At 40.5% G+C, this 22,459-nt stretch carries 18 protein-coding genes; 8 read left to right on the top strand and 10 right to left on the bottom strand.

Annotation, left to right across the window (positions count from 1 at the left end; all coding sequences use genetic code 11):
- Positions 1–25 precede the first annotated feature (25 nt).
- Positions 26–421, bottom strand: coding sequence for a DUF5618 family protein (locus tag AC1XUO_RS16645; protein ID WP_483330899.1), 396 nt, complete (start codon positions 419–421; stop codon positions 26–28).
- Between the two features lie 137 nt (positions 422–558).
- Between AC1XUO_RS16645 and AC1XUO_RS16640 the strand changes: the two genes are divergently transcribed.
- The 5 genes from AC1XUO_RS16640 to pdeM all read left to right on the top strand — a co-directional run bounded on the left by AC1XUO_RS16640 (position 559) and on the right by pdeM (position 7,716).
- Positions 559–1,656 (top strand): ligase-associated DNA damage response exonuclease, encoded by a 1,098-nt coding sequence (locus tag AC1XUO_RS16640; RefSeq protein WP_483330898.1) that lies wholly within the window; start codon positions 559–561, stop codon positions 1,654–1,656.
- 23 nt (positions 1,657–1,679) lie between these two features.
- Positions 1,680–3,278 (top strand): ATP-dependent DNA ligase, encoded by a 1,599-nt coding sequence (locus AC1XUO_RS16635; protein WP_483330897.1) that lies wholly within the window; start codon positions 1,680–1,682, stop codon positions 3,276–3,278.
- A 73-nt stretch (positions 3,279–3,351) separates the two neighbouring features.
- Positions 3,352–4,527 (top strand): ATP-binding protein, encoded by a 1,176-nt coding sequence (locus AC1XUO_RS16630; protein WP_483330896.1) that lies wholly within the window; start codon positions 3,352–3,354, stop codon positions 4,525–4,527.
- A 95-nt stretch (positions 4,528–4,622) separates the two neighbouring features.
- A complete protein-coding gene (locus tag AC1XUO_RS16625) occupies positions 4,623–7,085 on the top strand; it encodes a ligase-associated DNA damage response DEXH box helicase (protein ID WP_483330895.1) in 2,463 nt (820 codons plus the stop codon).
- The gene (gene pdeM, locus AC1XUO_RS16620) at positions 7,075–7,716 is read left to right on the top strand and encodes a ligase-associated DNA damage response endonuclease PdeM (protein WP_483330894.1); all 642 of its coding nucleotides are present in this window, start codon (positions 7,075–7,077) and stop codon (positions 7,714–7,716) included. The genes AC1XUO_RS16625 and pdeM overlap by 11 nt, the downstream gene beginning before the upstream one ends.
- A 1,010-nt stretch (positions 7,717–8,726) precedes the next feature.
- On the opposite strand, the gene AC1XUO_RS16615 is transcribed toward pdeM, so the two are convergent.
- The 9 genes from AC1XUO_RS16615 to AC1XUO_RS16575 form a co-directional block, all read right to left on the bottom strand.
- Complete coding sequence (locus AC1XUO_RS16615) at positions 8,727–9,524, bottom strand: TIGR03915 family putative DNA repair protein (RefSeq protein WP_483330893.1); 798 nt, start codon at positions 9,522–9,524, stop codon at positions 8,727–8,729.
- The gene (locus AC1XUO_RS16610) at positions 9,493–10,752 is read right to left on the bottom strand and encodes a putative DNA modification/repair radical SAM protein (RefSeq protein ID WP_483330892.1); all 1,260 of its coding nucleotides are present in this window, start codon (positions 10,750–10,752) and stop codon (positions 9,493–9,495) included. Before AC1XUO_RS16610 ends, AC1XUO_RS16615 begins: the two co-directional genes overlap by 32 nt.
- A 114-nt stretch (positions 10,753–10,866) precedes the next feature.
- Positions 10,867–11,757: an alpha/beta hydrolase gene (locus AC1XUO_RS16605; RefSeq protein WP_483330891.1), complete on the bottom strand. Its 891-nt coding sequence runs from the start codon at positions 11,755–11,757 to the stop codon at positions 10,867–10,869.
- Between the two features lie 140 nt (positions 11,758–11,897).
- A complete protein-coding gene (locus AC1XUO_RS16600; protein WP_234647321.1) occupies positions 11,898–12,122 on the bottom strand; it encodes a CDGSH iron-sulfur domain-containing protein in 225 nt (74 codons plus the stop codon).
- 171 nt (positions 12,123–12,293) lie between these two features.
- A complete protein-coding gene (locus tag AC1XUO_RS16595) occupies positions 12,294–14,264 on the bottom strand; it encodes a response regulator (protein ID WP_483330890.1) in 1,971 nt (656 codons plus the stop codon).
- A gap of 26 nt (positions 14,265–14,290) precedes the next feature.
- Positions 14,291–14,698 (bottom strand): response regulator, encoded by a 408-nt coding sequence (locus AC1XUO_RS16590; RefSeq protein ID WP_483330889.1) that lies wholly within the window; start codon positions 14,696–14,698, stop codon positions 14,291–14,293.
- Positions 14,699–14,781: 83 nt separating this feature from the next.
- On the bottom strand, positions 14,782–16,473 hold the full coding sequence (locus AC1XUO_RS16585) for a PAS domain-containing sensor histidine kinase (RefSeq protein ID WP_483330888.1): 1,692 nt from the start codon (positions 16,471–16,473) through the stop codon (positions 14,782–14,784).
- Between the two features lie 3 nt (positions 16,474–16,476).
- Entirely contained in the window at positions 16,477–17,601 is a 1,125-nt protein-coding gene (locus AC1XUO_RS16580) for an FIST signal transduction protein (RefSeq protein ID WP_483330887.1), read from the bottom strand.
- A gap of 118 nt (positions 17,602–17,719) precedes the next feature.
- Positions 17,720–19,063, bottom strand: coding sequence for a deoxyguanosinetriphosphate triphosphohydrolase (locus tag AC1XUO_RS16575; protein WP_483330886.1), 1,344 nt, complete (start codon positions 19,061–19,063; stop codon positions 17,720–17,722).
- A gap of 202 nt (positions 19,064–19,265) precedes the next feature.
- On the opposite strand from AC1XUO_RS16575, the gene AC1XUO_RS16570 reads away from it, so the two are divergent.
- The 3 genes from AC1XUO_RS16570 (at position 19,266) to AC1XUO_RS16560 (ending at position 22,458) form a co-directional block, all read left to right on the top strand.
- Positions 19,266–19,919, top strand: coding sequence for a pseudouridine synthase (locus tag AC1XUO_RS16570; protein ID WP_483330885.1), 654 nt, complete (start codon positions 19,266–19,268; stop codon positions 19,917–19,919).
- Positions 19,920–19,990: 71 nt separating this feature from the next.
- Entirely contained in the window at positions 19,991–20,734 is a 744-nt protein-coding gene (locus AC1XUO_RS16565) for a 6-phosphogluconolactonase (protein WP_483330884.1), read from the top strand.
- Between the two features lie 29 nt (positions 20,735–20,763).
- Positions 20,764–22,458 (top strand): GMC oxidoreductase, encoded by a 1,695-nt coding sequence (locus AC1XUO_RS16560; protein ID WP_483330883.1) that lies wholly within the window; start codon positions 20,764–20,766, stop codon positions 22,456–22,458.
- Position 22,459: the final 1 nt, after the last annotated feature.

Genomic DNA, 22,459 nt, shown 5'->3' with positions numbered 1-22,459 from the left:
TGTACTTCTGCGTTTAAATTTAAATTCAGATGTAGGCAAGCATTTTGGTTACATTATTTAAGCCCATTTGAATCGTGTCAACCGATTTTGTGCCATGATAATATCCATTTATATGCAGCTCATCGTAAACGTTAACCAGCAGTCTTAGAAGCTTCTTATCGTATTTTCGCACCCGGTTGGTGTAATCTTCGATGCTTTTAGGTTTAATGAATTTGACTCCTTCTTTTTTTTGTAAATATTCATCCAGAATTAGCAAGGCAGCTGAATAAGCCGTCCCCGCAGCCATTTTAACATATTTAACATCAGCATATAATCCGTCCGTTTTTCCTGCTTTTTCGCTCAGAATTTCTTTTGCGTTTTGCAGGTCGCGGGCAGCTTCTTCGGCAGGAGAAAGTAAGTTGTCTTGATTCTGAATGGCCATATCAATAGGAATTGAAAAGAATTTATTGATTTGACTCCAAATTTTAAAAAAGTCATTTCAAAAATAACATAATTTCCCTTCTTATCTGGTCAGGTTTTGCGGTTTAATATTGGCATACTTTTATTGAAATTTTGGTTATGGCGACACAATCACTTTTACAATTCACCGGCAAAAGCATTTACTGCTCCCAGGCAGATGCGCACATAGATCCCTGGATACCCGTGGACCGAGCGATCATCACACATGCCCATAGTGACCACGCTCGTTGGGGAAGCAAACATTATCTGGCGCACAAGGATAGTGAGCCTATTTTAAGACTTCGTCTTGGCCCGGATATTTCTTTGCAGACGGTTGAATATGGTGAAAAGTTTGTGATCAATGGTGTCGTTTTTTCATTACATCCTGCCGGGCATATCATCGGTTCTGCCCAGGTTCGGGTTGAATATAAAGGTGAGGTTTGGGTGGCAAGCGGTGATTACAAACTGGAAGATGACAAGTTTTGCGTGCCTTTTGAACCCGTAAAATGTAACGTATTTATCACCGAGTCAACCTTTGGTTTGCCGATCTACAAATGGCAGCCGCAACAGGAAATTTATTCGGAAATAGATAACTGGTTTGCACAAAACCGGCTTGAAGATAAAGCCAGTATTCTGATGGGTTATTCATTAGGAAAAATGCAGCGTATTTTAAAAGGAATTCAATTGCCTGATGGGCCAATATACGCACACGGAGCTATTTATACACTTAACGAAAGGTTGAGACAAGCCGGACATGATTTGCCGGAACTCACTTTGGTCACCAAAGAAACGGACAAAAAACTCTTCCGCGGATCATTGGTTTTAGCACCTCCATCGGTTGACAGCAGTACCTGGATACGAAAATTTAATCCTTATTCGCTCGGTTATTGTTCTGGTTGGATGGCTTTGCGTGGCGCGAAAAACCGCCGGGCCGTCGATCAGGGATTTATTTTAAGTGATCACGTAGATTGGCCTGATCTGAATACTGCGGTAATTGAATCTGGCGCCGAGAAGGTATATGTCACGCATGGTTATACCAGTATTTTTTCAAGATGGTTGAATGAAAATGGTATTGAGGCTGGTGAGGTGACAACCATGTATGGAAATGAAGAGGAAACAGAGGATAGGGCAACGGGTGATGGCCCGGAAGCAGAGGGAATTGAGAACAATAAAAATCTATCCCCAATTCCGGATGATCCGGATCTGAAACTAAGCTAACCGCTAAAAGCCAACAGCTAAATATGAAACAATTCGCTGAACTTTTCATGAATCTGGACCGGACCAACAAAACCAATGCAAAGGTAGAGTTGATGAAGAATTATTTTCTCTCCGCGTCGGATGAAGATAAAATGTGGGCACTGACTTTGTTTACGGGTCGCCGGCCTTCATTTAAAGTAAATCGTACACAAGTTAAAGAATGGGCGGCTGCGGAAGCCAATATTCCAATGTGGCTTTTCCAGGAAAGTTATCAGAGCGTAGGCGATCTGGGTGAAACGATTTCGCTGATTTTGCCCAGAAACGAGTCTGACGATTCTGATAAATCTTTGACCGAATGGTTTTATTATCTGGGCTTATTACCCAAAATGACAGACGAAGAAAAACACGATCATATTCTTCAGGCCTGGTCTGAGCTGTCGCAGCACGAGACCTTTGTTTTTAATAAATTATTGATGGGCAGTTTTCGAATCGGGGTTTCACAGACGCTTGTTGTCCGTGCTTTGGCTGAGGCGACTTCTACGGATTCTAACGTAATTGCCCACCGGGTGATGGGTAAATGGGATCCGCTGGAAACGACTTTTGAAAAACTGATTTTGCACGAAGGCGAAAATGATAATGCGTCAAGACCTTATCCGTTTTTTCTGGCTTATCCGATTGAGGGCGATGTTTCCAGTTTAGGCAATCCCGAAGATTGGTTTGTAGAATGGAAATGGGATGGCATACGCTCCCAGATTATTTATAGAAATAATGAATTGTTTATCTGGACAAGGGGTGAAGAATTATCAACGGATAAATTTCCAGAATTGCATTTTTTGAGTTCCGTTTTGCCGAATGGTACTGTTCTGGATGGAGAAATTGTAAGTTATATCGATAACAAGCCAATGCCATTCAATGTTTTACAAACGCGGATTGGCCGGAAGAATCTATCGAAAAAAGTACTGGAAGAAGCTCCTGTCGCTTTTATTGCCTATGATATCATGGAGGCAAATGGTGTTGATATCAGGAATTTAAGCCAGATGCAACGTAGAGCACAGTTGGAAGAAATTCATAAAAACATGCCGGTACAGTCAGTTTTCAATCTTTCTCCCTTGGTTGAGTTTAAAAAATGGAGCGAATTGCATGATCTGCATCCGACATCCCGCGAAAATATTGCGGAAGGTTTTATGATCAAAAGAATAAACAGTACCTATCAGGTCGGACGGAAAAAGGGGGACTGGTGGAAATGGAAAATTGATCCGTTAAGTGTTGACGCCGTTTTGATATATGCCCAAAAAGGATCAGGCCGCAGAGCTGAACTTTTCACCGATTATACTTTCGCAGTTTGGGGTGATGATGGAAAATTAGTCCCTTTTGCCAAAGCTTACTCAGGATTAACCGACGTCGAAATTGGTCAGGTTGATTATTTTATCAAACGCAATATTGTTGAAAAATTTGGTCCGGTTAGAACTGTTAAGCCTGAGCTGGTTTTTGAAATTGGTTTTGAAGGGATTAATGAATCGACGAGGCATAAGTCGGGTATTGCAGTTCGGTTTCCCCGGATTTTGAGGTGGCGGAAGGACAAGAAAGCTGCGGAGGCCGATACTTTGGAGAGTTTGAAGGGGATATTGGAGTTGTATAAATAATTATTTAAACAATTTAAATAAATATATAAATATTTAGTCTACAAATTTAATACTTAATATTAAATTTGTAGAGATGATAAAGCGAAGATTAGAAGAGACTGTAAAGAGAGCCTTGCAAAACAATGCTTCCGTAGCCCTGATGGGACCCCGTCAAGTTGGGAAAACTACTATCGCATTAGATCTGACGGAATCTCTTCCATCTATTTATTTAGATCTGGAAAATCGTACAGATTTAGACAAAGTCAAGGATATCCATGTATTCCATGATGCCAATAGAGATAAACTGATTGTGTTAGATGAAGTTCAGAAACTGCCTGAGATATTTGCAGAATTACGTGGAATAATTGATCGTGAGCGAAGAAAAAATAATAGGAATAGCTTATTCTTATTTCTTGGATCAGCATCAATAGACCTTTTGAAACAATCCAGTGAATCTTTGGCCGGCAGAATTTCATATATGGAGCTTCATCCAATAGATGTTCTGGAATATACTGAGGGTGAACAAAATAAGATTAATAACTTATGGCTACGTGGGGGCTTTCCAGAAAGTTTGTTAGCCGATTCAGACCATCTTAGCGGGGAATGGAGAAATAATTTTATCAAAACTTATTTGGAAAGAGATATTCCCCAACTTGGGCCCAGAATACCTGCCGCTACTCTGGAAAGATTTTGGACTATGCTTGCTCATCATCAGGGAAGTGTCTTTAATGCCTCTCATCTGGCTAGGAATCTCGATATATCAAGTGTTACAGTGGGTAGATATTTGGATCTTATGACGGATCTGCTTTTGGTGAGAAGGTTGCAGCCTTGGATCTATAATACCAGCAAGCGCTTGATTAAAAGTCCTAAGGTTTATGTAAGAGACAGCGGAATTACACATTCATTGTTAAATATTGAAGACTTTAATTCTTTATTAGGACACCCCGTTATCGGCACAAGTTGGGAAGGGTTTGTTATTGAAAACATAATCAGTGTAATTCCGCCCAATTTAGCTCGTCCTTATTATTATGGAAGTCCGGGTGGTGCCGAAATTGATTTACTAATTGAATTTAATGGCGGAGCAAAATGGGCAATTGAAATAAAAAGAAGTGCCTCCCCGAAATTATCCAAGGGCTTTTACGTTGCCTGCGAGGATTTAAAGCCAAGCCGTAAGTTTGTCGTTTACTCCGGGAAAGATACTTTTCCGATGGGTGATGGAGTGACGGCAATTTCTTTGTTTGATTTGATGAAGGAAGTGTTAAATAGATAGATAATCTTATAAATATCTTTATGAGATTATCTGGAATAACATTTTTATATAGTCAAATGTAGAGTATTAATTCCACCACTAACTTCTCATCCCTTTTGACAAAATCCCGCGGACATATCATTGTTGAGCAATGGTTTAAATCAAAAAACTGGAAATGGGCGGCTTTCCAAAAGGAAGCTTCTGAGGCTTATCTTTCCGGGAAAAGCGGTCTGGTGAATGCGCCGACCGGAAGCGGGAAAACTTATTCTTTATGGATTCCTTTTTTGATCCGATATATCAATTCACTTCCCAAAAATCCCGGCAAGAGAAATAAAGGCTTACAGATTTTGTGGGTAACACCTTTGCGTGCTTTGTCAAAAGATCTTTTCCGGAATATGGAAATTGCGGCACTGGAAATGAACCTGACATTGCGGATTGGCGTTCGTTCGGGCGATACCAGTACTAAGGAAAGGGCCAGCCAGAAAAAGCAAATGCCGGAAGCGTTGCTGATCACACCGGAAAGTCTACATCTTTTATTTGCACAAAAAGGGAACTCTGAAACGTTCAAAAATCTGCATACTATCGTCGTCGACGAATGGCATGAATTGATGGGAAGCAAACGTGGCACGCAAACCGAACTGGCAATTGCCAGATTACGTACCATAAATCCGGACCTTCAAACCTGGGGCATTTCAGCGACTATCGGAAATCTGGAAGAAGCGAAACAGGTTCTGGTCGGGATGGATTCTGCGGAGGAAGATACGATGATCATCAAGGCAAAAACACAGAAGAAAATTCTTGTCGAAAGTATACTGCCTGAAAAAGTGGAAACACTTCCCTGGGCGGGGTATATGGGGACGCGGCTGATTGACTATGTCGTTGATATTGTTCAAAAAAGTAAAACCACTTTACTTTTTACAAACACACGTTCGCAAACAGAAATCTGGTACCGGGTGATCATTGATAAATATCCGGAATTTGCGGGAATAATGGCGCTTCACCACGCATCCCTGGATCGTGAAATCCGGGATTGGGTGGAAGAATCCTTACATGCAGAAAAACTGAAACTGGTAATTTGTACCGCAAGTTTGGATCTGGGTGTCGATTTTCGTCCGGTGGATACAGTTATTCAGGTTGGAAGTCCGAAAAGTATTGCCCGGTTTATTCAGCGGGCCGGAAGGAGCGGGCACCAGCCAGGTGTGGCGAGTAAAATCTTTTTTTGTCCTACAAATGCATTGGAGCTGATCGAAGCGGTTTCCTTGCGTGACGGCGTTGAAAAACAGATCATCGAGGATCGTCCACCCGTAATTCATGCTTTTGATGTTTTAGCGCAATGGATGATCACGCTTGCTGTTGGTGAAGGTTTTGATGAAAAACAGCTGTTTGATGAGGTCAGGAATTGTTATGGATATCAGTTCATCAACCGGGAGGAGTGGGAGTGGCTTTTGGGGTATATTACAACCGGCAGCCCGTCGCTGGAAGTGTATGATGAATATAAAAAAGTTGAAAGAATCGATGGACTTTATAAAGTAACAAGTCGCCGGATCGCGCATCGTCATATGCTGAGTATGGGCACCATCGTTTCGGAAACCTCGCTGAAAGTGAAGTTGCAGCATGGACGGTATCTGGGTTCTGTCGAAGAATCTTTTGTAACCAGGATGAAAGCGGGTGATGTTTTTGTCTTTGCCGGAATGAGCGTAGAGTTTATCCGTATACATGAAATGACGGTAACTGTCAAAAAAGCGGAAGGGAAACGAGGATTTTTAGTCCGTTGGGCGGGAGGAAGGATGCCGTTATCGTCTCAATTGTCAGCCTTTATTCGCGACCGGTTATCCGATGCAATTGAAAATCCGCATAAGGAAAAGGAACTGGCAAAATTAAAACCACTTTTGGAATTGCAGCGCGAACGGTCGATGATCCCCAATGCGGGTGAATTATTGATCGAACAATGCGAGACCAAGGAAGGGCACCACATATTTATTTTTCCTTTTGAAGGCAGGCTGGTCCATGAAGGTATGGCCATTATTCTGGCTTACCGGCTCAGCAAATTGTCTCCGATCACTTTTTCGCTTGCGATGAATGATTACGGGTTTGAATTGCTGAGTGATCAATATGTGGATATGGAAAAAATTACAAAGGAAAATGACTTATTTTCGACGGCTCATTTGGTTGACGACATTTACCAAAGCGTGAATGCAACGGAAATGGCGAAGCGAAAATTCAGAGAGATTGCCGCCATTGCCGGACTGATGTTTCAGGGTTATCCTGGCAAATTTATGAAAACGAAGCAGGTTCAGGCATCAAGTTCGCTGTTGTTTACGGTGATGACGAAATATGAAAAAAATAACTTGCTGGTAAATCAGGCCTATCAGGAAGTTCTGACTTATCAGCTGGAAGAAGTCAGGATGAGGAAAGCGCTTGACAGAATTGCAACACAAAAAATAATTATCAAAAGGACGAGAAAGCCAACGCCTTTTTCGTTCCCTATTATGGTAGACCGGCTAAGGGAGCAATTGACTTCTGAAAAATTGGAAGACCGGATACAGAAAATGCTCAAACAGTATAGTGATGCAGATTGAAATTAGAAATAACCACTTTGATTTATTAACACAAAAGGCGATTTTTTGGCAGGAAAAACAAACATTACTTATCGGAGATTTACACCTTGGTAAAATCACACATTTCAGAAAAGAGGGGATAGCAGTGCCGCAACTTGCAGCAGGAAATAATTTTGAAAGACTCGATGAATTACTTCAAAACACGAATCCATCGCGTATCGTTTTTCTGGGTGATCTTTTTCATAACAAATACAATTCAGAGTGGGAAACTTTCTCGGAATGGAGGAAGAAGTATCATTTTGTTGAAATGATCATTGTGATCGGTAATCATGATGTTTTGCCGGTCAGTTTGTTTTTGGAAAATAATATTGAAGTTTATAAAAATGATTTTGAAGAAGAAAACTTCATTTTTACCCATCATCCAAAAGTCGAGCTGGATCCATTGAAATTTGTATTTGCAGGGCATATTCATCCGGTTTTTACATCTTATGGAAAAGGCCGTCAAAGGTTCCGGTTGCCGTGTTTTGTTGTGGATAAAAATCAGGCGATTTTACCAAGTTTTGGCGTTTTTACAGGGGGATTTGGGGTTGATCTGGTGGCAGGAAGAAAGATTTATATGTTGACGGAGGAACGGGTTTTTGCGGTTGGTTAATGGCGGATATTATTAAGTTATTATGTCACCCGTTCCGGGTTTTGCCCATACACGTTTCGATATTTCTATAATAATGTCATCCCTTCGGGATTTTTGTTTTGGACATTGAATCTGATTCCTATAATAATATCATCCCTTCGGGATTTTTGTTTTGGATATTGGATCTGCTTCTATAATAATGCCATCCTTTTGAGATTTTGTTCTGGCCATTGAATCTGATTCTATAATAATGTGTCCCTTCGGGATTTTTTTTGGATATTGGATCTGATTCCTATAATAATGTATCCCTTCGGGATTTTTTTTGGATATTGGATCTGATTCCTATAATAATGTATCCCTTCGGGATTTTTGTTTTGGCCATTGAATCTGATTCCTATAATAATGTAATCCCTTCGGGATTTTTGTTTTGGCCATTGAATCTGATTCCTATAATAATGTCATCCCTTCGGGATTTTTGTTTTGGACATTGGATCTGATTCCTATAATAATGTCATCCCTTCGGGATTTTGTTTTGGACATTGGATCTGATTCCTATAATAATGTCATCCCTTCGGGATTTTTGTATTGGACATTGAATCTGATTCCTATAATAATGTCATCCCTTCGGGATTTTTGTTTTGGACATTGGATCTGATTCCTATAATAATGTCATCCCTTCTGGATTTTGGTTTTGGATATTGAATCTGATTCTATAATAATGTCATCCCTTCGGGATTTTGTTTTGGACATTGAATCTGATTCCTATAATAATGTCATCCCTTCGGGATTTTGTTTTGGACATTGGATCTGCTTATATAATGACGTTATCTGTCCCGAATCGTGATTTTGGAAACAAACCCGAAGGGTTGACATTATTATAGAAAAGTATTGAACGAAGCGACCAGGCTGAACCCTGAAAGGGTGACATATGCATATCAATCGCGCTAGCTCCAAACCTAAAACTGACTAAATACGGAATCAGATTCCGTATTTAGTCAGTTTTAGGTCAGATGTATTTACATATTAGGTAATCATTTCTTCTCAATTAAATGCTTCCAATACCGTTTAGGCACATGCTGGACATGCAACTTGATATTCCGTCTCGAAGGAATATTCACATTTTTAAAATAATTCTTCCATAACTCCTGATATAAAGTTTCAGAATCATGAAAGACATCTTTTACAGCCGTTTTCTCTCCTGCTTCATTTGAAAAATTCAAAGTGATTTCTTCCACTTTATCCTGATCATAATAAATTCCGTATTTCCGTTTGATATCGTAAATCAGCCAATTCTGGTCAGCATAACGTTCAGCGAAATGCTGGCTTAATAAAGGAATTACATTAAAATCGGGTTCAATTCCGGCATAATATAAATCATCAGCCGTGCGCTGAAATCTTACAAATGCCTCCATTCTGTGTTTTTCCCTATATACCATTTTTGAAGTCTGGCTTATCTTCAGAACATCAGCATTTCCATAGGCCAGGTGTGGCGAATCAAACCCTGAAAAATAAAATTTGATACAAGAAAAAATGGAAAATTCCATTCCCGGAATTTCTGATAAATAACAACGGTACAACTGAATGCAATTTTCCTTCGGAACTTTCTTTTTTAATCCCAGCCAAACTCTTTGTGCTTTGATTTCATCCGTAACGACAACGACTTTTTCAGCAAAAAAATCGGCCTGACTTTCACGGTCAATCGTTGAAAAACCGGAAACTTTCCACTTTTTTGAATAAGCTTCAAAAACAGCAGTCAGTAGTCCATACCAGGTTCCGTCGTAGGAGACGTTGACAGGTTTATCCGAAAAGGTTATACTGCTGGCCTCCATGGGTAAGGAATTTGCTTCGGGATTCGTTGAGGATAAACTGCCGGATCTTGGCTTCCGTATAATCCTTCCGATCGGAAATCGGACTATTACAGGTTATAAAATACTTCGCCCGGTTAATTGCAATCCCGATTTTTTTGAGATGATCCCAACCCAACTTATTAAACTTGCGGGCTCCAATAATTTTTTGGGCAGATTGTACACCAATTCCAGGCACACGAAGTATAAGCTGCAAATCAGCCGTGTTTACATCAACTGGAAAAAAAGCCATGTTTCTCAACGCCCAGCTAAGTTTTGGGTCAATTTCAGGATCAAGATTCGGGAACTGATCGTTCAATAATTCTTGCACATGAAATCCATAAAACCGCATAAGCCAATCGGTTTGATACAAACGATTCTCTCTTAAAACAGGTACTGCACTTCCTAGTTCCGGAAGCCGGTTGTCGTTACTGATCGGCACATAACCGGAATAATAAACACGTTTCAAATTAAATCCTTTATAGAATTTATTTGCCGTGTGCATGATGTCTTTATCTGACTCACCACTGGCGCCGATGATCATTTGTGTGCTTTGTCCGGCAGGTGCGAAAAGCGGTGCAGATTTAAAAATTTTTGATTCTTCCTTAGTCCTGATGATTTCCTTTTTCAGATAAGTCATCGGCTCTATCATGTCCTTGATGTTCTTATCCGGAGCCAATAATTTCAATCCGCTTTCCGTAGGAATTTCGATATTAACACTAAGCCGATCGGCCCATAAACCAGCCTCGTGCATCAATTCGTCACTAGCACCGGGAATTGTTTTAAGGTGGATATAACCGTTAAATTTATTTTCCGTGCGAAGTTTTTTTGCCACAGAAACCAGCCTTTCCATGGTGTAATCAGCATTTTTAAAAATGCCGGAACTGAGAAACAGCCCTTCAATATAATTTCTGCGGTAAAAATTCATGGTCAGATCAACCACTTCCTGAACCGTAAATGCGGCTCTTTTGATATCATTGCTTTTTCGGGTGACACAATAAGCACAATCGAAAATGCAGTGGTTGGTCAGCAGGATCTTTAAAAGAGATACACAACGGCCATCTTCTGTGTAGGTATGGCAAATTCCGCTACCCGTTGCTTCTCCTAATCCCTTATTATGATTCTTGCGCTTACTTCCGCTTGATGAACACGATACGTCGTACTTGGCCGCATCAGCAAGAATTTCCAGCTTCTTATGAAGTCTTTCCGACATATCGATGTTCTAACGTTTGTTGATGATACTATTAGTATCACAAAGATAACAAATATTTGATACTGAAACGAACTTCGACAGAAATTTTTTATAAATAACGGGTAGGGAATTTTTCTAGTTCTTGACAACATTTTCTTTGTTATCAACACTTTTCATAAACTCATGAATTTGATTGTATCGTTTGTTCCATGGATTAAAAAACTGCGTGATCATCGGAATATGTTTTTTGCCTTTCAAGATTTCGTAAGGCGTTTCCGGTGCATATTCTCGTAAAGCTGTAATGAACTTCTCATTACTGGAAGAGATGGATGGATAGGTTTTTTCACCCCTGAGAATCATCATCGGCGGGATCCTTTTATGCAAACGATAAAGCGGCGAAGCCTCTTTCCAGTTTTTCTGGTCGGGTGTAAAAGTTTTAAGATAGGTGTTGTCGTTTGAAAACTTTTCTAATAGATAACCATTCATATCCAGACCTGCTGCATCGATTAAAATCAATCCCTTGATCGGATTAGCCATTCCAAGCTTTTGAAAATACTGGTCATCGATAGAAATAAGTGCGGCTAAATGCCCGCCAGCCGAATGGCCGGAGATAAAAATCCGCTCAGGGTTCCCACCATAGTGCTGAATATTTTCGTGCACCCATTTCACGGATTTCGCTGAATATGCAGCCATTTCTTTATAAGTCGCGGATGGACTTAACGGGTAATCGATAACAACGTAAACAATGTCTTTTTTAGTCCAATTTCGGCCTATCAAACTATACTGAGACTTTTTACCCGAATTCCAGTTTCCGCCATGGATAAATATCAGAACATCTTTTGGTGTTTTTGGTTTATTGGGTTCGAAAATATTAAGCTGCTGATCCGGAATTTTGCCGGTTGCTTTTGCATAGATTATATTCTTATGCGCTTTGTTTCCCAAAAAAGTACAACCTGAAAGTGTTAACAAAAAGGCTCCGAATAATATTAATATGATGATGATGCTAACACGCGCTTGAGAACTCACAGATCCGTTAATTTTGATTTCGATATATGTTTACATACGTTGGGGGGATGGCTGCGGATTTAATTTTGTGAAAACATATAGCAATAAAAAATCCACTGATCGATGAAAATCAGTGGATTTTAAATAGAATTTCTTCTATCCTAAACTTTTTTCGGAGGCAAATTAAATGCAACTGCATTATGCTCAAAATGCCCTTTGTGAGAACCGTCACAGAAAGGTTTGTTGGCTGACATACCGCAGCGGCAGATCGAAACCACGGTCCTTCCTTCCAGTCCATACACATTTCCCTGCGCATCTACGATTTCAAAATCTCCGTCAACTTTCAGAGATCCGTTGTTATTTACAGTAAGCTTTACTTTTGTCATGATGAATAATTTTACCCAAAGGTAACAATCGTAATGGATGGAGAGATACCATGGAGCTAATTTAGCATCAGTACAAATCTAATTATTATGGATTGACGGGAGAAAAGCGGTAACGATCAATACAATAAATTCTAGTTTTAATGGAAAGATCATTACTAAATGAGGTAAATTTCAGAGCCTTAATTGCTTTCGAATTACATTGGTTAGTTCATCAATTTTGAACGGTTTTGCTATAAAATCATCGAAATTACAATCCAGAATATCCTGGGCTGTCCGGGCAAAAGTATCTGCGGTGAAAGCTACAATCGGAACTGAGTCCAGATGCCGGAAGGACTTTCGGATAATTTTTGTAGTGGTCATTCCATCCATTTCGGGCATTTGTAAATCCATAAGCATCAGATCAAAATTGCGATGCTGCAAAGTTCTTAATACCTCCTGTCCGTTATTGCAAATAATGAAATCTGCTTCCCATTTGTTTAGCAAGTGTTTTAACAGGAGTTGATTAGCTAAGATATCCTCGGCAACAATAATACTGAATCCTTTGAGCGAAAAAGGAACGTCATTGTTTTGTGAATTTCTTTTTGGGAGAATCTCTCCTTGTTTGAATGTAATTTTTACACTGAATTTACTTCCTTTTCCCAGTTCGCTCTCTGCTGTTATTTCACCTTGCATGAGCTCGGCGATCTTTCTTGTGATACTTAGCCCAAGTCCGGTTCCACCAAAATATTTTGCTGCATTATTGTTATGGGCCTGGGAAAAGCTGTCGAAAATCATGCTCAGTTTGTCATGGGAAATACCGATGCCAGAGTCTGAAACCTCAATGTTCAGATCCACCAGATTTTCATATTCGCGAACAACTTGAATCCTCAGTTTTACAAATCCGTTTGAAGTAAATTTGAGCGCATTCCCGATGAGGTTAACCATAATCTGATTTAACCTGTATGCATCACCGATTAAAATTGGAGGGATTTTTTCATCAATCTCAAATATCAGTTTCAGCCCTTTGTCCAGCGCTTTATATTCAAATGTCTGATAGAGATACTGGAGTTTTTCACGAAGATCAAACTCGAAATTTTCAATATTGAATTTTCCAGCTTCAATCTTTGAAATATCCAGAATGTCGTTCAGGATAACCATCAGATTATCAGCGGAATATTTGATCGTCTTTAAATACTGCGAATCCTGTTCAGAAAAGTTGCTGGTCAATAATAAATCTGTAAACCCGATAATGGCATTCATTGGCGTACGGATTTCATGGCTCATCGTTGACAAGAAATCAGACTTAATCCGCGCAGCTTTTTCTGCCTCTTTTTTGGCTTTGATAAGTTCTGTTTCGGCTAGTTTTCTGCTGGTGATATCAATCGCAGTTCCAAGAACTTCCTGAACTTCGCCCGCTTTGTTTCTTTTAAAAGGTACTTCGCGGGTGATTATCCAGACATCAGAACAATTTTTATGTCTTAGCCGGAATTCATTTTCGATGACTTCACCATCTTTCAGATTGTGCCGGATATGGCGATAATGTTTTCGAAATGTTCCAATATCTTGTAAGTCAATAAAGTCAGTGAATGAAAGCAAACTGCCAGAACTGTTGTTAGAATTTTCGTAACCCAATATTTCTCCGATCTGGTGGTTTTGAAAAATGTTCGTCCATTTTTCGATATCGATCACGTAAATAATATTTGGAGAAAGCTGGGCGACTTTTTGAATAAATTCTTCTTTTTCTGCAAGCTCTTTTTGCGCTATTTCTCTTTCCGTTTCCACGTCCAGCATCTGGCTCATGGTATGAAAAGTTTTGGTGAGCTTCTCCGGGTTTATTTCAGCTTTTGGAAAATATTCCATCGCACCGGCTTTCATCATTTCTACTGCAATGCGCTCGTCGCCCTGTGAGGTAAGCACGATCACCGGTAGTTTTGGGGCAATCTTTTTTATCTTTTTTAACAACTCCAGACCATTGGTTTTAGGGAGTTGATAGTCGATGAATATGCAAGTCGGAAGCCAGTGTTCCAGCGTGGCTATGGCTTCTTCAGCATATTTACAAACTCTTATTTCCAGAATTTCAACATCACATTTTCCAATCGCCCGGCGAAAGTCCATCGCGTCGATTGTGTCATCCTCTACCAAAAGAATTTTTAATGAGGTCATAATGTTTTCAGAAGAGGGTTTTGGTCTTATTCAGGATACTCGCAAAGTGTCCAGTAACTTTTCAAGGTAGAAACGGCTGCAATGAAACGATCCATGGAAAGTGGCTTCAAAATGTAACCCGCCACGTTAAGGTTAAAGGCTTCAATTTTATCACCATCTTCGTTCGAAGTAGTCATCACGAAAACAGATAAGGCGGCAAGTTCAGGGTCCTGGCGGATTTCTTTTAAAAATTCAATTCCTCCCATCTTCGGCATATTCAGATCGAGCAAAACAATTTTGGGTTTCGGCGTATCTGTTGCAGTAGCTCTTAGTAGCTCCAGTGCTTCGATTCCATTATGGGCAACAACAAGCGGATTAGAAATGTTATTTTTTTTAAAGGCCCGCTTGACATTCATGATATCGACTTCGTCATCTTCAACCAATAGTATTGTCATAGGAATAGGATTTGGAATGGACATTTTTACAAACTTTTATAGTTAGAAACTTATTAATGCAGGTGGTTAGGTAAAGCAGCTTCTCAAAATTCTGTTTTATCAACAGCAGGCCAGGTGAAATAAAAGGTGGTTCCGATCCCCATCGAAGAATCAATCCATATGCTGGCACCCTTTTCATCCAAAATCTTTTTAACAATGGCCAAACCAACTCCGGTACTTTCAAATTCATCACGAGACTGCAATGTCTGGAAAATGACAAAGATTTTTTCATGGAATTCCTGGCTTATCCCAGGGCCGTTATCCCGGACGAAAAATTCCAGTTCGTGATTATTGTTTTTCCAGCCAATCGTGATTTTAATATCCGGTTTGTCGTTGTATTTAATCCCGTTTGAAATGAGGTTCTGGAGAATTTGTATCAGTGTAATTTTCTCAGATATTAGTTCAAGACCGGAATCGCCTTCGAGCTTAAATTCAATCTGGTTTTTAGAACTGAATGTTTCACAAAGATCATCAATTACGGATTTTACCAGAAATTTCTCTTTGTTGGTCTTAATCCGCCCCGCTCTGGAATAGGACAAAATCCCGTTGATCAGACCTTCCATCCGATGGACGCGACCTCTTAACAACCGGAACTGATCTTTTGTGTCACCCTCCAGAAGATCAGTAATGTCTTCTTCAATCCATTCCGATAAGTTGTTGATCGCACGTAACGGGGCTTTCAAATCATGGCTTACAACGTATGCAAACTGATCAAGTTCAGCATTGATCCTTTCCAGATCCCGCATGTAAGTTTTTAGTCTCATTTCAGCTTCCAGGCGTTCAGATATATCCTGAATGAATGCCAGGACGTATCCCTGGCCATCTGACTCATAATATTTGACACTTGCTTCCACAGGAAACGTTGAACCATCTACTCTTTTATGAACGCCGTTGATAATCATCTTGGACATTCCTTTAAGCGTTTCAACGTGTTCCTGCCACTGAGCATGGTCTTCAAATATTTTCTCAATCCCGCTGATATGCGTACCTATAACTTCTTCCTGGGATTTGCCTAAACGCCTGGCAGCTTCCTGATTTATAAATAGTAATTTTCCCTGCTCATCTGAAACCTGAACAGCCTCGCTGGATACATTGAACCAATCCACCATTCTATTGATCTCAGCTTCTTGTTTTTTTCTTGCCGTGATGTCACTTAGCGTGCCAATAAATCCGAGAATATCATTTTTTAAAGATCGTTGTGCGGACATCGTCAGTTCCAGCCACTTGTTTTTGTTATCGCCGGTTTTTAAAATAAAGGTTTCCTGAATGGATCTTATTTGGCCGGTAAATAGAAAGCTGAGTGTGTTTTGCGAGTCAGTACTCGTGTGAAATACTTTCCAGTTTTTATTTAAACTATCGTCAATTTTAAAACCGGTAACCTTTTCCCAGGCATGATTCAGATATATAATATTTCCTTCCTTATCTAGTTGAATAAGCACTTCTGAAATACTGTTGGCTACTTCTTCAAGTCGCTTGTTTATTGAAGCAGCTTCCTCTGTTTTTTCGTCTGCGATCTTGATCAGTTCGCGATTTGCTTTGAATAATTCCGATGAACTTTGTTCAAGAATATGCTCCACGCGCGACATATCATCCTGAAATTCCATATATGCCTGATTTACTGAGGCTAGAAATTCCTGAATTTGCGGGTTTTCTGCCAGTTCTGCAGACAGAGATTTTCGGATCTGTCGTTTTAAAAGACGGTGATATGTTGTTTCCGTTGTTTCCAGTGCTGTCATAAATTAATATTCACGGAAAGTAGTAATGGTCATGGTCTGGTTATGAAGCTCGCAAACTGCATCCTGATTGAAAGGTGCAATTTCTCCATAAGAATAAAAACCGGTCATAATAGGTTTATCAAGTACTGCCGACACGCACTCTACTTCTTCTTCAACGATTTGTTTTAAAACCAGTTTTCTGCCAACGCAGCTCACTAGCAATGCAAATTCAGGAGATTCCGATTTTCCGTTACGCGCAACAACGGCAGCTTCTTCTGCGCCATTTATAAGTCTGTCGTTATTGGCTTTCATCAATCTGACGAAAGAACCTTCGGGAATGTCACCTGCGAAAGTCAAACTTTTTTCTTCTTCATTAATTCCCAGAATCGTACGAACAACGGGGCGGCGTTCCTCACTGTCGCGCATACTTAATGGAAACAAAAGACCGGAAGAGGGGAGGTCTTTGGCTTTATCTCCCAAAAAAGATTTGTACAGATCAAGTGCAGGTTGTTCGTCAATTTCAAAAAGCACATTTTCTCTGGACTTGGTAACCAACCGGTCCAGTCCAAAACTGTCCCATCCGCCGCGTGAGCCAAAACCTATTTCTAATTTTTCCCCGTAGAAAGCGATAGCAGCTATACTTTCAGTAGCGACTGTTCCGTCAGGCTCTATGATAACTGTCCTGGAAAAATGCGTCCCGTCGCCGGCGAGTCCACCTGTGAATGTGACATGGCCTGGCAGCTGCGCGGCTATTCCTTTTACAAGATCAGTTCCGTTTACTTTTAATCCATCGGAAACGACAAAAACATGTTTTAAATTTTCGGCGGGAAATTGAGAAACCAGCTTTCTACCAGCCTCAAAACTATTAAAAGCAATATCCGTTAATGAAACTTTTGCAGATTTGATTGTGGACTTTTCAAATTCAACAGCTGTCAGTGCAACTTTCCCTTCGCTGACGGATTCACCCATGATCTCACCAGATGTTGAACAGCCCGTGAAAGCAGCGTCAGGGAATTTTTTTATGAGCTCCTTTGTGAGGTTATCGTTCTCAATAGTTTCCCGATGTCCAAAAATAAAAATAAGGTGAGGGTTAATTGTAAACGAATCGGGAGCGTGCCTACCTGAGTAGATCATTTGTTCAATTTTCATGTTGAGTAAGGGTGCTTTATAAGCTTATTGGAGATACAAGGTAACGAAAGTTTTCGACCTGTTTTTAATTAAATATGAATGGATATTTATCACCATTGGGTACAAATTTTTAGCCGTTCTAACTGATGGATGGAAAAGAAATTCCCTTGATTTTTCGGAATAATTCTACCGCATATAAGTCGGTCATGCCAGATACAAAATCCAGTACCGTCTGGATTTTTGAGTATTCGTCCGTTGCGTTGGTAATGAATTGTTTTGGGATTAATTCCACCAGTTTTTTTGAATAATGTGATTCGTTATTCAGATATGCCGGGATAAATTCTTCAAGAAGTCCGCCCATTACCTTATAACCCGCCACCTCGATCTGCACAACCGAGGAATAATTGTAGATTTTCTTTATCGAAATTGCCTCAATTTCTTTCATGACCGTGCGAAAGGGCTCGTTGATCTGGTCAATCAGGGAATGATTAAATTCTCCGGCCAGAATCGAATCCTGTTCCCGATAAAAAAGCTCTGAACACTGGCCGATTAAAGTATTGATTGCCTTCGCACGAAGCAGACTTATTTTCGCATCGTCATCGTCTATATCATCCAGCCGGTCTTCTATTTTTGGATCATTTGAAAGCGGCAAGAGCAGGTTTTTGACCTCATCGTAAGAAAGGATTTTCAAACGATGTGCGTCTTCGAGATCGATAATATTGTAACAAATATCATCGGCAGCTTCCACCAAAAATACGATCGGGTGGCGTTTATAAATTAAATATTCACCTTCAACTTTGTTGAGGCCAAGTTCGGTCGCAATTTTCACAAAACCGGCTTGCTCAGATTGAAAAAAGCCATATTTTTTTCGGTAAATTTTGGTCTTATCCTTCCCGGCCAGTGACTCGCAAGGATATTTTGCAATGGAAGCGAGCGTGGAATAGGTCAACGCAAAACTTCCATAACCTTTTCCCGCATAAGGATGCGTCAATATCCTGAAAGCATTTGCATTTCCTTCAAAATTTGTCAGGTCTTTCCACTGTGCTCCGGTGACCTTATCTTTATAAGTCAGTCCTTCCCCATTTGTAAAATAATAAGAAATCGCTGCTTCTCCGGAATGTCCGAAAGCTGGATTTCCAAGATCATGCGCCAGACATGCAGCAGCAACAATATTACCAATTTCACTGATCAACGGTAGCTCATCATCCAGATCAGGCCGGTCTTTTTTCAAACGGTTATAAAATATACGCCCCAAAGAACGTCCGACACTGGCCACTTCCAGGCTATGTGTCAATCGGTTATGTACGAAAATACTTCCTGGCAAAGGGAAAACCTGCGTTTTATTTTGCAGCCTTCGAAATGGAGAAGAAAATATCAACCGGTCGTAGTCACGCTGGAATTCTGATCTGGCCTCGGCCTGGTCCTCTATGTTTTTGTCTTCACTGCCCCAGCGTTTCGCCGAGAGTAATTTTTCCCAATTCATTGCACTGAAAGAATAATTGAAAACTGCATTTAGCCAAGTCGCAAGTATACGAATTAGCTATTGTATTTTATTGTAAACCGGAAGGTTAGCGCTCAGCAATGTTATGGAAGGCAATCCCCTCCGGTACTGATAACGTTAGGCAGGTGTCGGAAAGTTATCTTCTGTTTTCTGGTAAAAATGAACAATCTTTGAAATTAATCTGATGGAGATTATTTTCGTTTTAGACCAATTCATGATACAACCCAAACATCGTTACTTCATTCTTAACAAGCCGGCAAACATGGTATCACAGTTTATCAGCCCCGATAATGTGGGTTTGTTAGGTGATATTTCATTTGATTTTCCGGAGGGAACCCATGCAATTGGCCGTCTGGATAGTCATTCTGAGGGATTGTTGATTTTAACGACAAATAAAAAAGTAACACGCCTGTTGTTTCAGGGTGAAGTTCCGCATTCCAGAACCTACGTCGTTCATGTAAGAAATGTGGTCAGCGAAGAAACGCTTATGTTGCTGAGAACGGGTATTCCGATTCTGATTAAAGGAAATGTTCATTGGGTTACAACACCCTGTGAGGTGGAAATAATTGAGAAACCAGCTGGTTTGATCAAACGTTCTCCGGAGCGCGAAGATATTCCCCATAGCTGGTTGAAAATCACGATGACAGAAGGTAAGTACCATCAGGTAAGGAAAATGGTGAGCGCTGCTGGACATAAATGCAAAAGATTGATCCGGGTTTCAATTGAAGATCTTGTTTTGGGTGATTTAAAGCCGGGTGAAGTTTTGGAGTTGGCAGAGGAGGAATTTTTCAGAAAGTTGAAAATAAATAACTGGAAAGAAGACGTCGCAAGTAATTAATGTATATAATTGACTTTTATAAAGAATAAATAGCAACAAATTTTTGTATTCTTTTTCGTAAAGTCGATTTCATGGAACTGAAAGTTTATCCTTCAAAAGATGCAATGTCCAGGGCTGCGGCGGATCTCGTTGTGGCGCAAATTCAAGAAAAGCCTGATTCGATCTTATGTTTTCCTTCGGGAGAATCTCCACTGATAGTACTGGAATATCTGGTTAAATACGGAAATGAAAAGGTAGTCGATTTTGACCATTGCCATTTCGTAGGCCTGGATGAATGGATCGGAATGAACGAAAACGATGAGGGAAGCTGCAAGCATTTTATATATTCCAATTTTTTTAAACCATTAAATATCCGGGAAGAACAAATTATTTTCTTTGATGGAATGGCTGAGGATCTGGATGAAGAATGCAGGAAAATGGACGCGTATATCAGGGAAAACGGCCCTATCGACCTGATTATGGTTGGACTGGGGATGAATGGGCATATTGGGTTAAATGAACCCGGAACCGATTTTAATTTATACGCTCACCAAACCGAACTGGCTCCCATAACAGTTGAAGTTGCACAGAAATATTTCAAAAAATCTACGGAATTATCGGGAGGTATTACGCTCGGTTTACAGCATTTGATGGAAGCGAAAATAGCTGTCCTTATCGTTTCAGGGGAGAAAAAATCAGCGATTCTAACAGAAGTTTTAACAAGTCGGGTCACGAATGAAATCCCCGGCACAATTATCCAGTCGCATGCAAATGCTTATGTTCTGGTGGATGAAGAAGCAGCGTCAAAACTCAGCAGGTCATCCTCACTTTTTTAATTCTCCATATAATTTCTTCGATATCTGGTATGTCACAAGATAAAAACACTTTCGATGCAATTGTAGTCGGCTCTGGTATAAGCGGAGGCTGGGCGGCGAAAGAGCTCTGTGAAAAAGGAATGAAAACGCTTGTGTTGGAACGCGGAAGAAATGTAGAACATAACAAGGATTATCCAACAGCCCATCTCAATCCCTGGGATTTCGAACATCGTGGAAATCTGACTAAAAAATTTCTGAATGAAAATCCTTTGATTACCAAAGCTGCGGGTTTTGGAGACGATACGAAACATTTTTTCGTGCAGGACAAAGATCATCCTTATGTGCAGGAAAAGCCGTTTGACTGGATCCGGGGTTATCAGGTTGGTGGAAAATCGCTGACCTGGGGAAGGGCCTGCCAGCGTTGGAGCGAGTTTGAATTCACAGCTCCCGAACGTTTTGGATATGGCATTGGCTGGCCGATCGGTTATAAAGATGTGGCACCCTGGTATTCGCATGTTGAGGAATTTATTGGCGTCTGCGGCAACAAGGATGGACTTGAATCAATGCCTGACGGAGAATATCTTCCGCCGTTTGAATTGAATTGTGTACAGCAGGTAGTTCAGCAAAAAATCAAGGAAAATTATAAAAATCGACATCTTGTTCACGCGCGATGGGCACATTTGACCAAACCTAAAGAAATCCATCTGAAACAGGGCAGGGGTGGGTGCCAGGCGAGAAACTTGTGTATGCGTGGTTGCCCTTATGGAGGTTATTTTAGTTCTGTAAGTTCGACCTTACCCTGGGCGGAAAAAACCGGGAACCTCACAGTCAGGCCGCATTCTGTTGTACATTCGATACTATATGATGAGAAATCAGGGAAGGCGAGTGGGGTGAAAATTATTGATGCCAATACGAAGGAAGTTATTGAATTTTCTGCCCGGATTATCTTTCTGAATGCCTCTGCGTTGAACAGCAATTTGATATTACTCAACTCAAAATCAAACCGCTTTCCTAATGGCCTGGGAAATGACAGCGGTGTTTTAGGGAAATACGTGGCTTTTCACAATTATCGGGCATCGGTGGCAGCGGATATCGATGGTTTTGAAGATAAATATTACTTTGGAAGAAATCCGACCGAGCCTATTCTCGCCAATTATCGGAATTTGCATAAACAAGATACTGATTATGTTGGCGGGTTCACAACTTTCATGGGCGCGTATCGAACGCGGGGAAACAATTTTGCGCAAACGGAAATCGGGCCGACACTGAAAGAAAATATGAGCAAGCCGGGCGGATGGAAGGTGTATATGTATATGCAGGGCGAGACAATACCAAAAGTTACAAATCAGGTCAGTTTAAGTAAGGATAAAAAAGATCAGTGGGGAATTCCGTTGCTCGTCACCTCGGTTGGGTATGATGACAATGATGAAAAAATGATCCGTGATTTTCTGAAAGAAAGTACCGATATGCTTGATAAATCAGGATGTAAAAACATTTCGCAGCACGATAACAAACAAGCTCCCGGTCTTGATATCCATGAAATGGGCGGATGCCGCATGGGCAAAGATCCTCAAACTTCCATGCTGAATGAGTGGAATCAGCTGCATCACTGCAAAAATGTTTTTGTTACAGATGGCGCCTGCATGACGAGTACCGGCAATCAAAGTCCGTCACTTTTGTATATGGCTTTGACTGCGCGGGCTGTCGATTTTGCAGTTCAGGAAATCAAAAAGGGCGATTTGTAAA

The sequence above is a fragment of the Dyadobacter sp. HNCC25DJ186 genome (assembly GCF_056895235.1).
This window is presented reverse-complemented; position numbering and strand designations above follow the sequence as displayed.

Coding starts and splice junctions, on each gene's coding strand:
- AC1XUO_RS16645 (WP_483330899.1), bottom strand. CDS start 421: ATGGCCATTCAGAATCAAGACAACTTACTTTCTCCTGCCGAAGAAGCT.
- AC1XUO_RS16640 (WP_483330898.1), top strand. CDS start 559: ATGGCGACACAATCACTTTTACAATTCACCGGCAAAAGCATTTACTGC.
- AC1XUO_RS16635 (WP_483330897.1), top strand. CDS start 1,680: ATGAAACAATTCGCTGAACTTTTCATGAATCTGGACCGGACCAACAAA.
- AC1XUO_RS16630 (WP_483330896.1), top strand. CDS start 3,352: ATGATAAAGCGAAGATTAGAAGAGACTGTAAAGAGAGCCTTGCAAAAC.
- pdeM (WP_483330894.1), top strand. CDS start 7,075: ATGCAGATTGAAATTAGAAATAACCACTTTGATTTATTAACACAAAAG.
- AC1XUO_RS16615 (WP_483330893.1), bottom strand. CDS start 9,524: ATGGAGGCCAGCAGTATAACCTTTTCGGATAAACCTGTCAACGTCTCC.
- AC1XUO_RS16610 (WP_483330892.1), bottom strand. CDS start 10,752: ATGTCGGAAAGACTTCATAAGAAGCTGGAAATTCTTGCTGATGCGGCC.
- AC1XUO_RS16600 (WP_234647321.1), bottom strand. CDS start 12,122: ATGACAAAAGTAAAGCTTACTGTAAATAACAACGGATCTCTGAAAGTT.
- AC1XUO_RS16595 (WP_483330890.1), bottom strand. CDS start 14,264: ATGACCTCATTAAAAATTCTTTTGGTAGAGGATGACACAATCGACGCG.
- AC1XUO_RS16590 (WP_483330889.1), bottom strand. CDS start 14,698: ATGACAATACTATTGGTTGAAGATGACGAAGTCGATATCATGAATGTC.
- AC1XUO_RS16585 (WP_483330888.1), bottom strand. CDS start 16,473: ATGACAGCACTGGAAACAACGGAAACAACATATCACCGTCTTTTAAAA.
- AC1XUO_RS16580 (WP_483330887.1), bottom strand. CDS start 17,601: ATGAAAATTGAACAAATGATCTACTCAGGTAGGCACGCTCCCGATTCG.
- AC1XUO_RS16575 (WP_483330886.1), bottom strand. CDS start 19,063: ATGAATTGGGAAAAATTACTCTCGGCGAAACGCTGGGGCAGTGAAGAC.
- AC1XUO_RS16570 (WP_483330885.1), top strand. CDS start 19,266: ATGGAGATTATTTTCGTTTTAGACCAATTCATGATACAACCCAAACAT.
- AC1XUO_RS16565 (WP_483330884.1), top strand. CDS start 19,991: ATGGAACTGAAAGTTTATCCTTCAAAAGATGCAATGTCCAGGGCTGCG.
- AC1XUO_RS16560 (WP_483330883.1), top strand. CDS start 20,764: ATGTCACAAGATAAAAACACTTTCGATGCAATTGTAGTCGGCTCTGGT.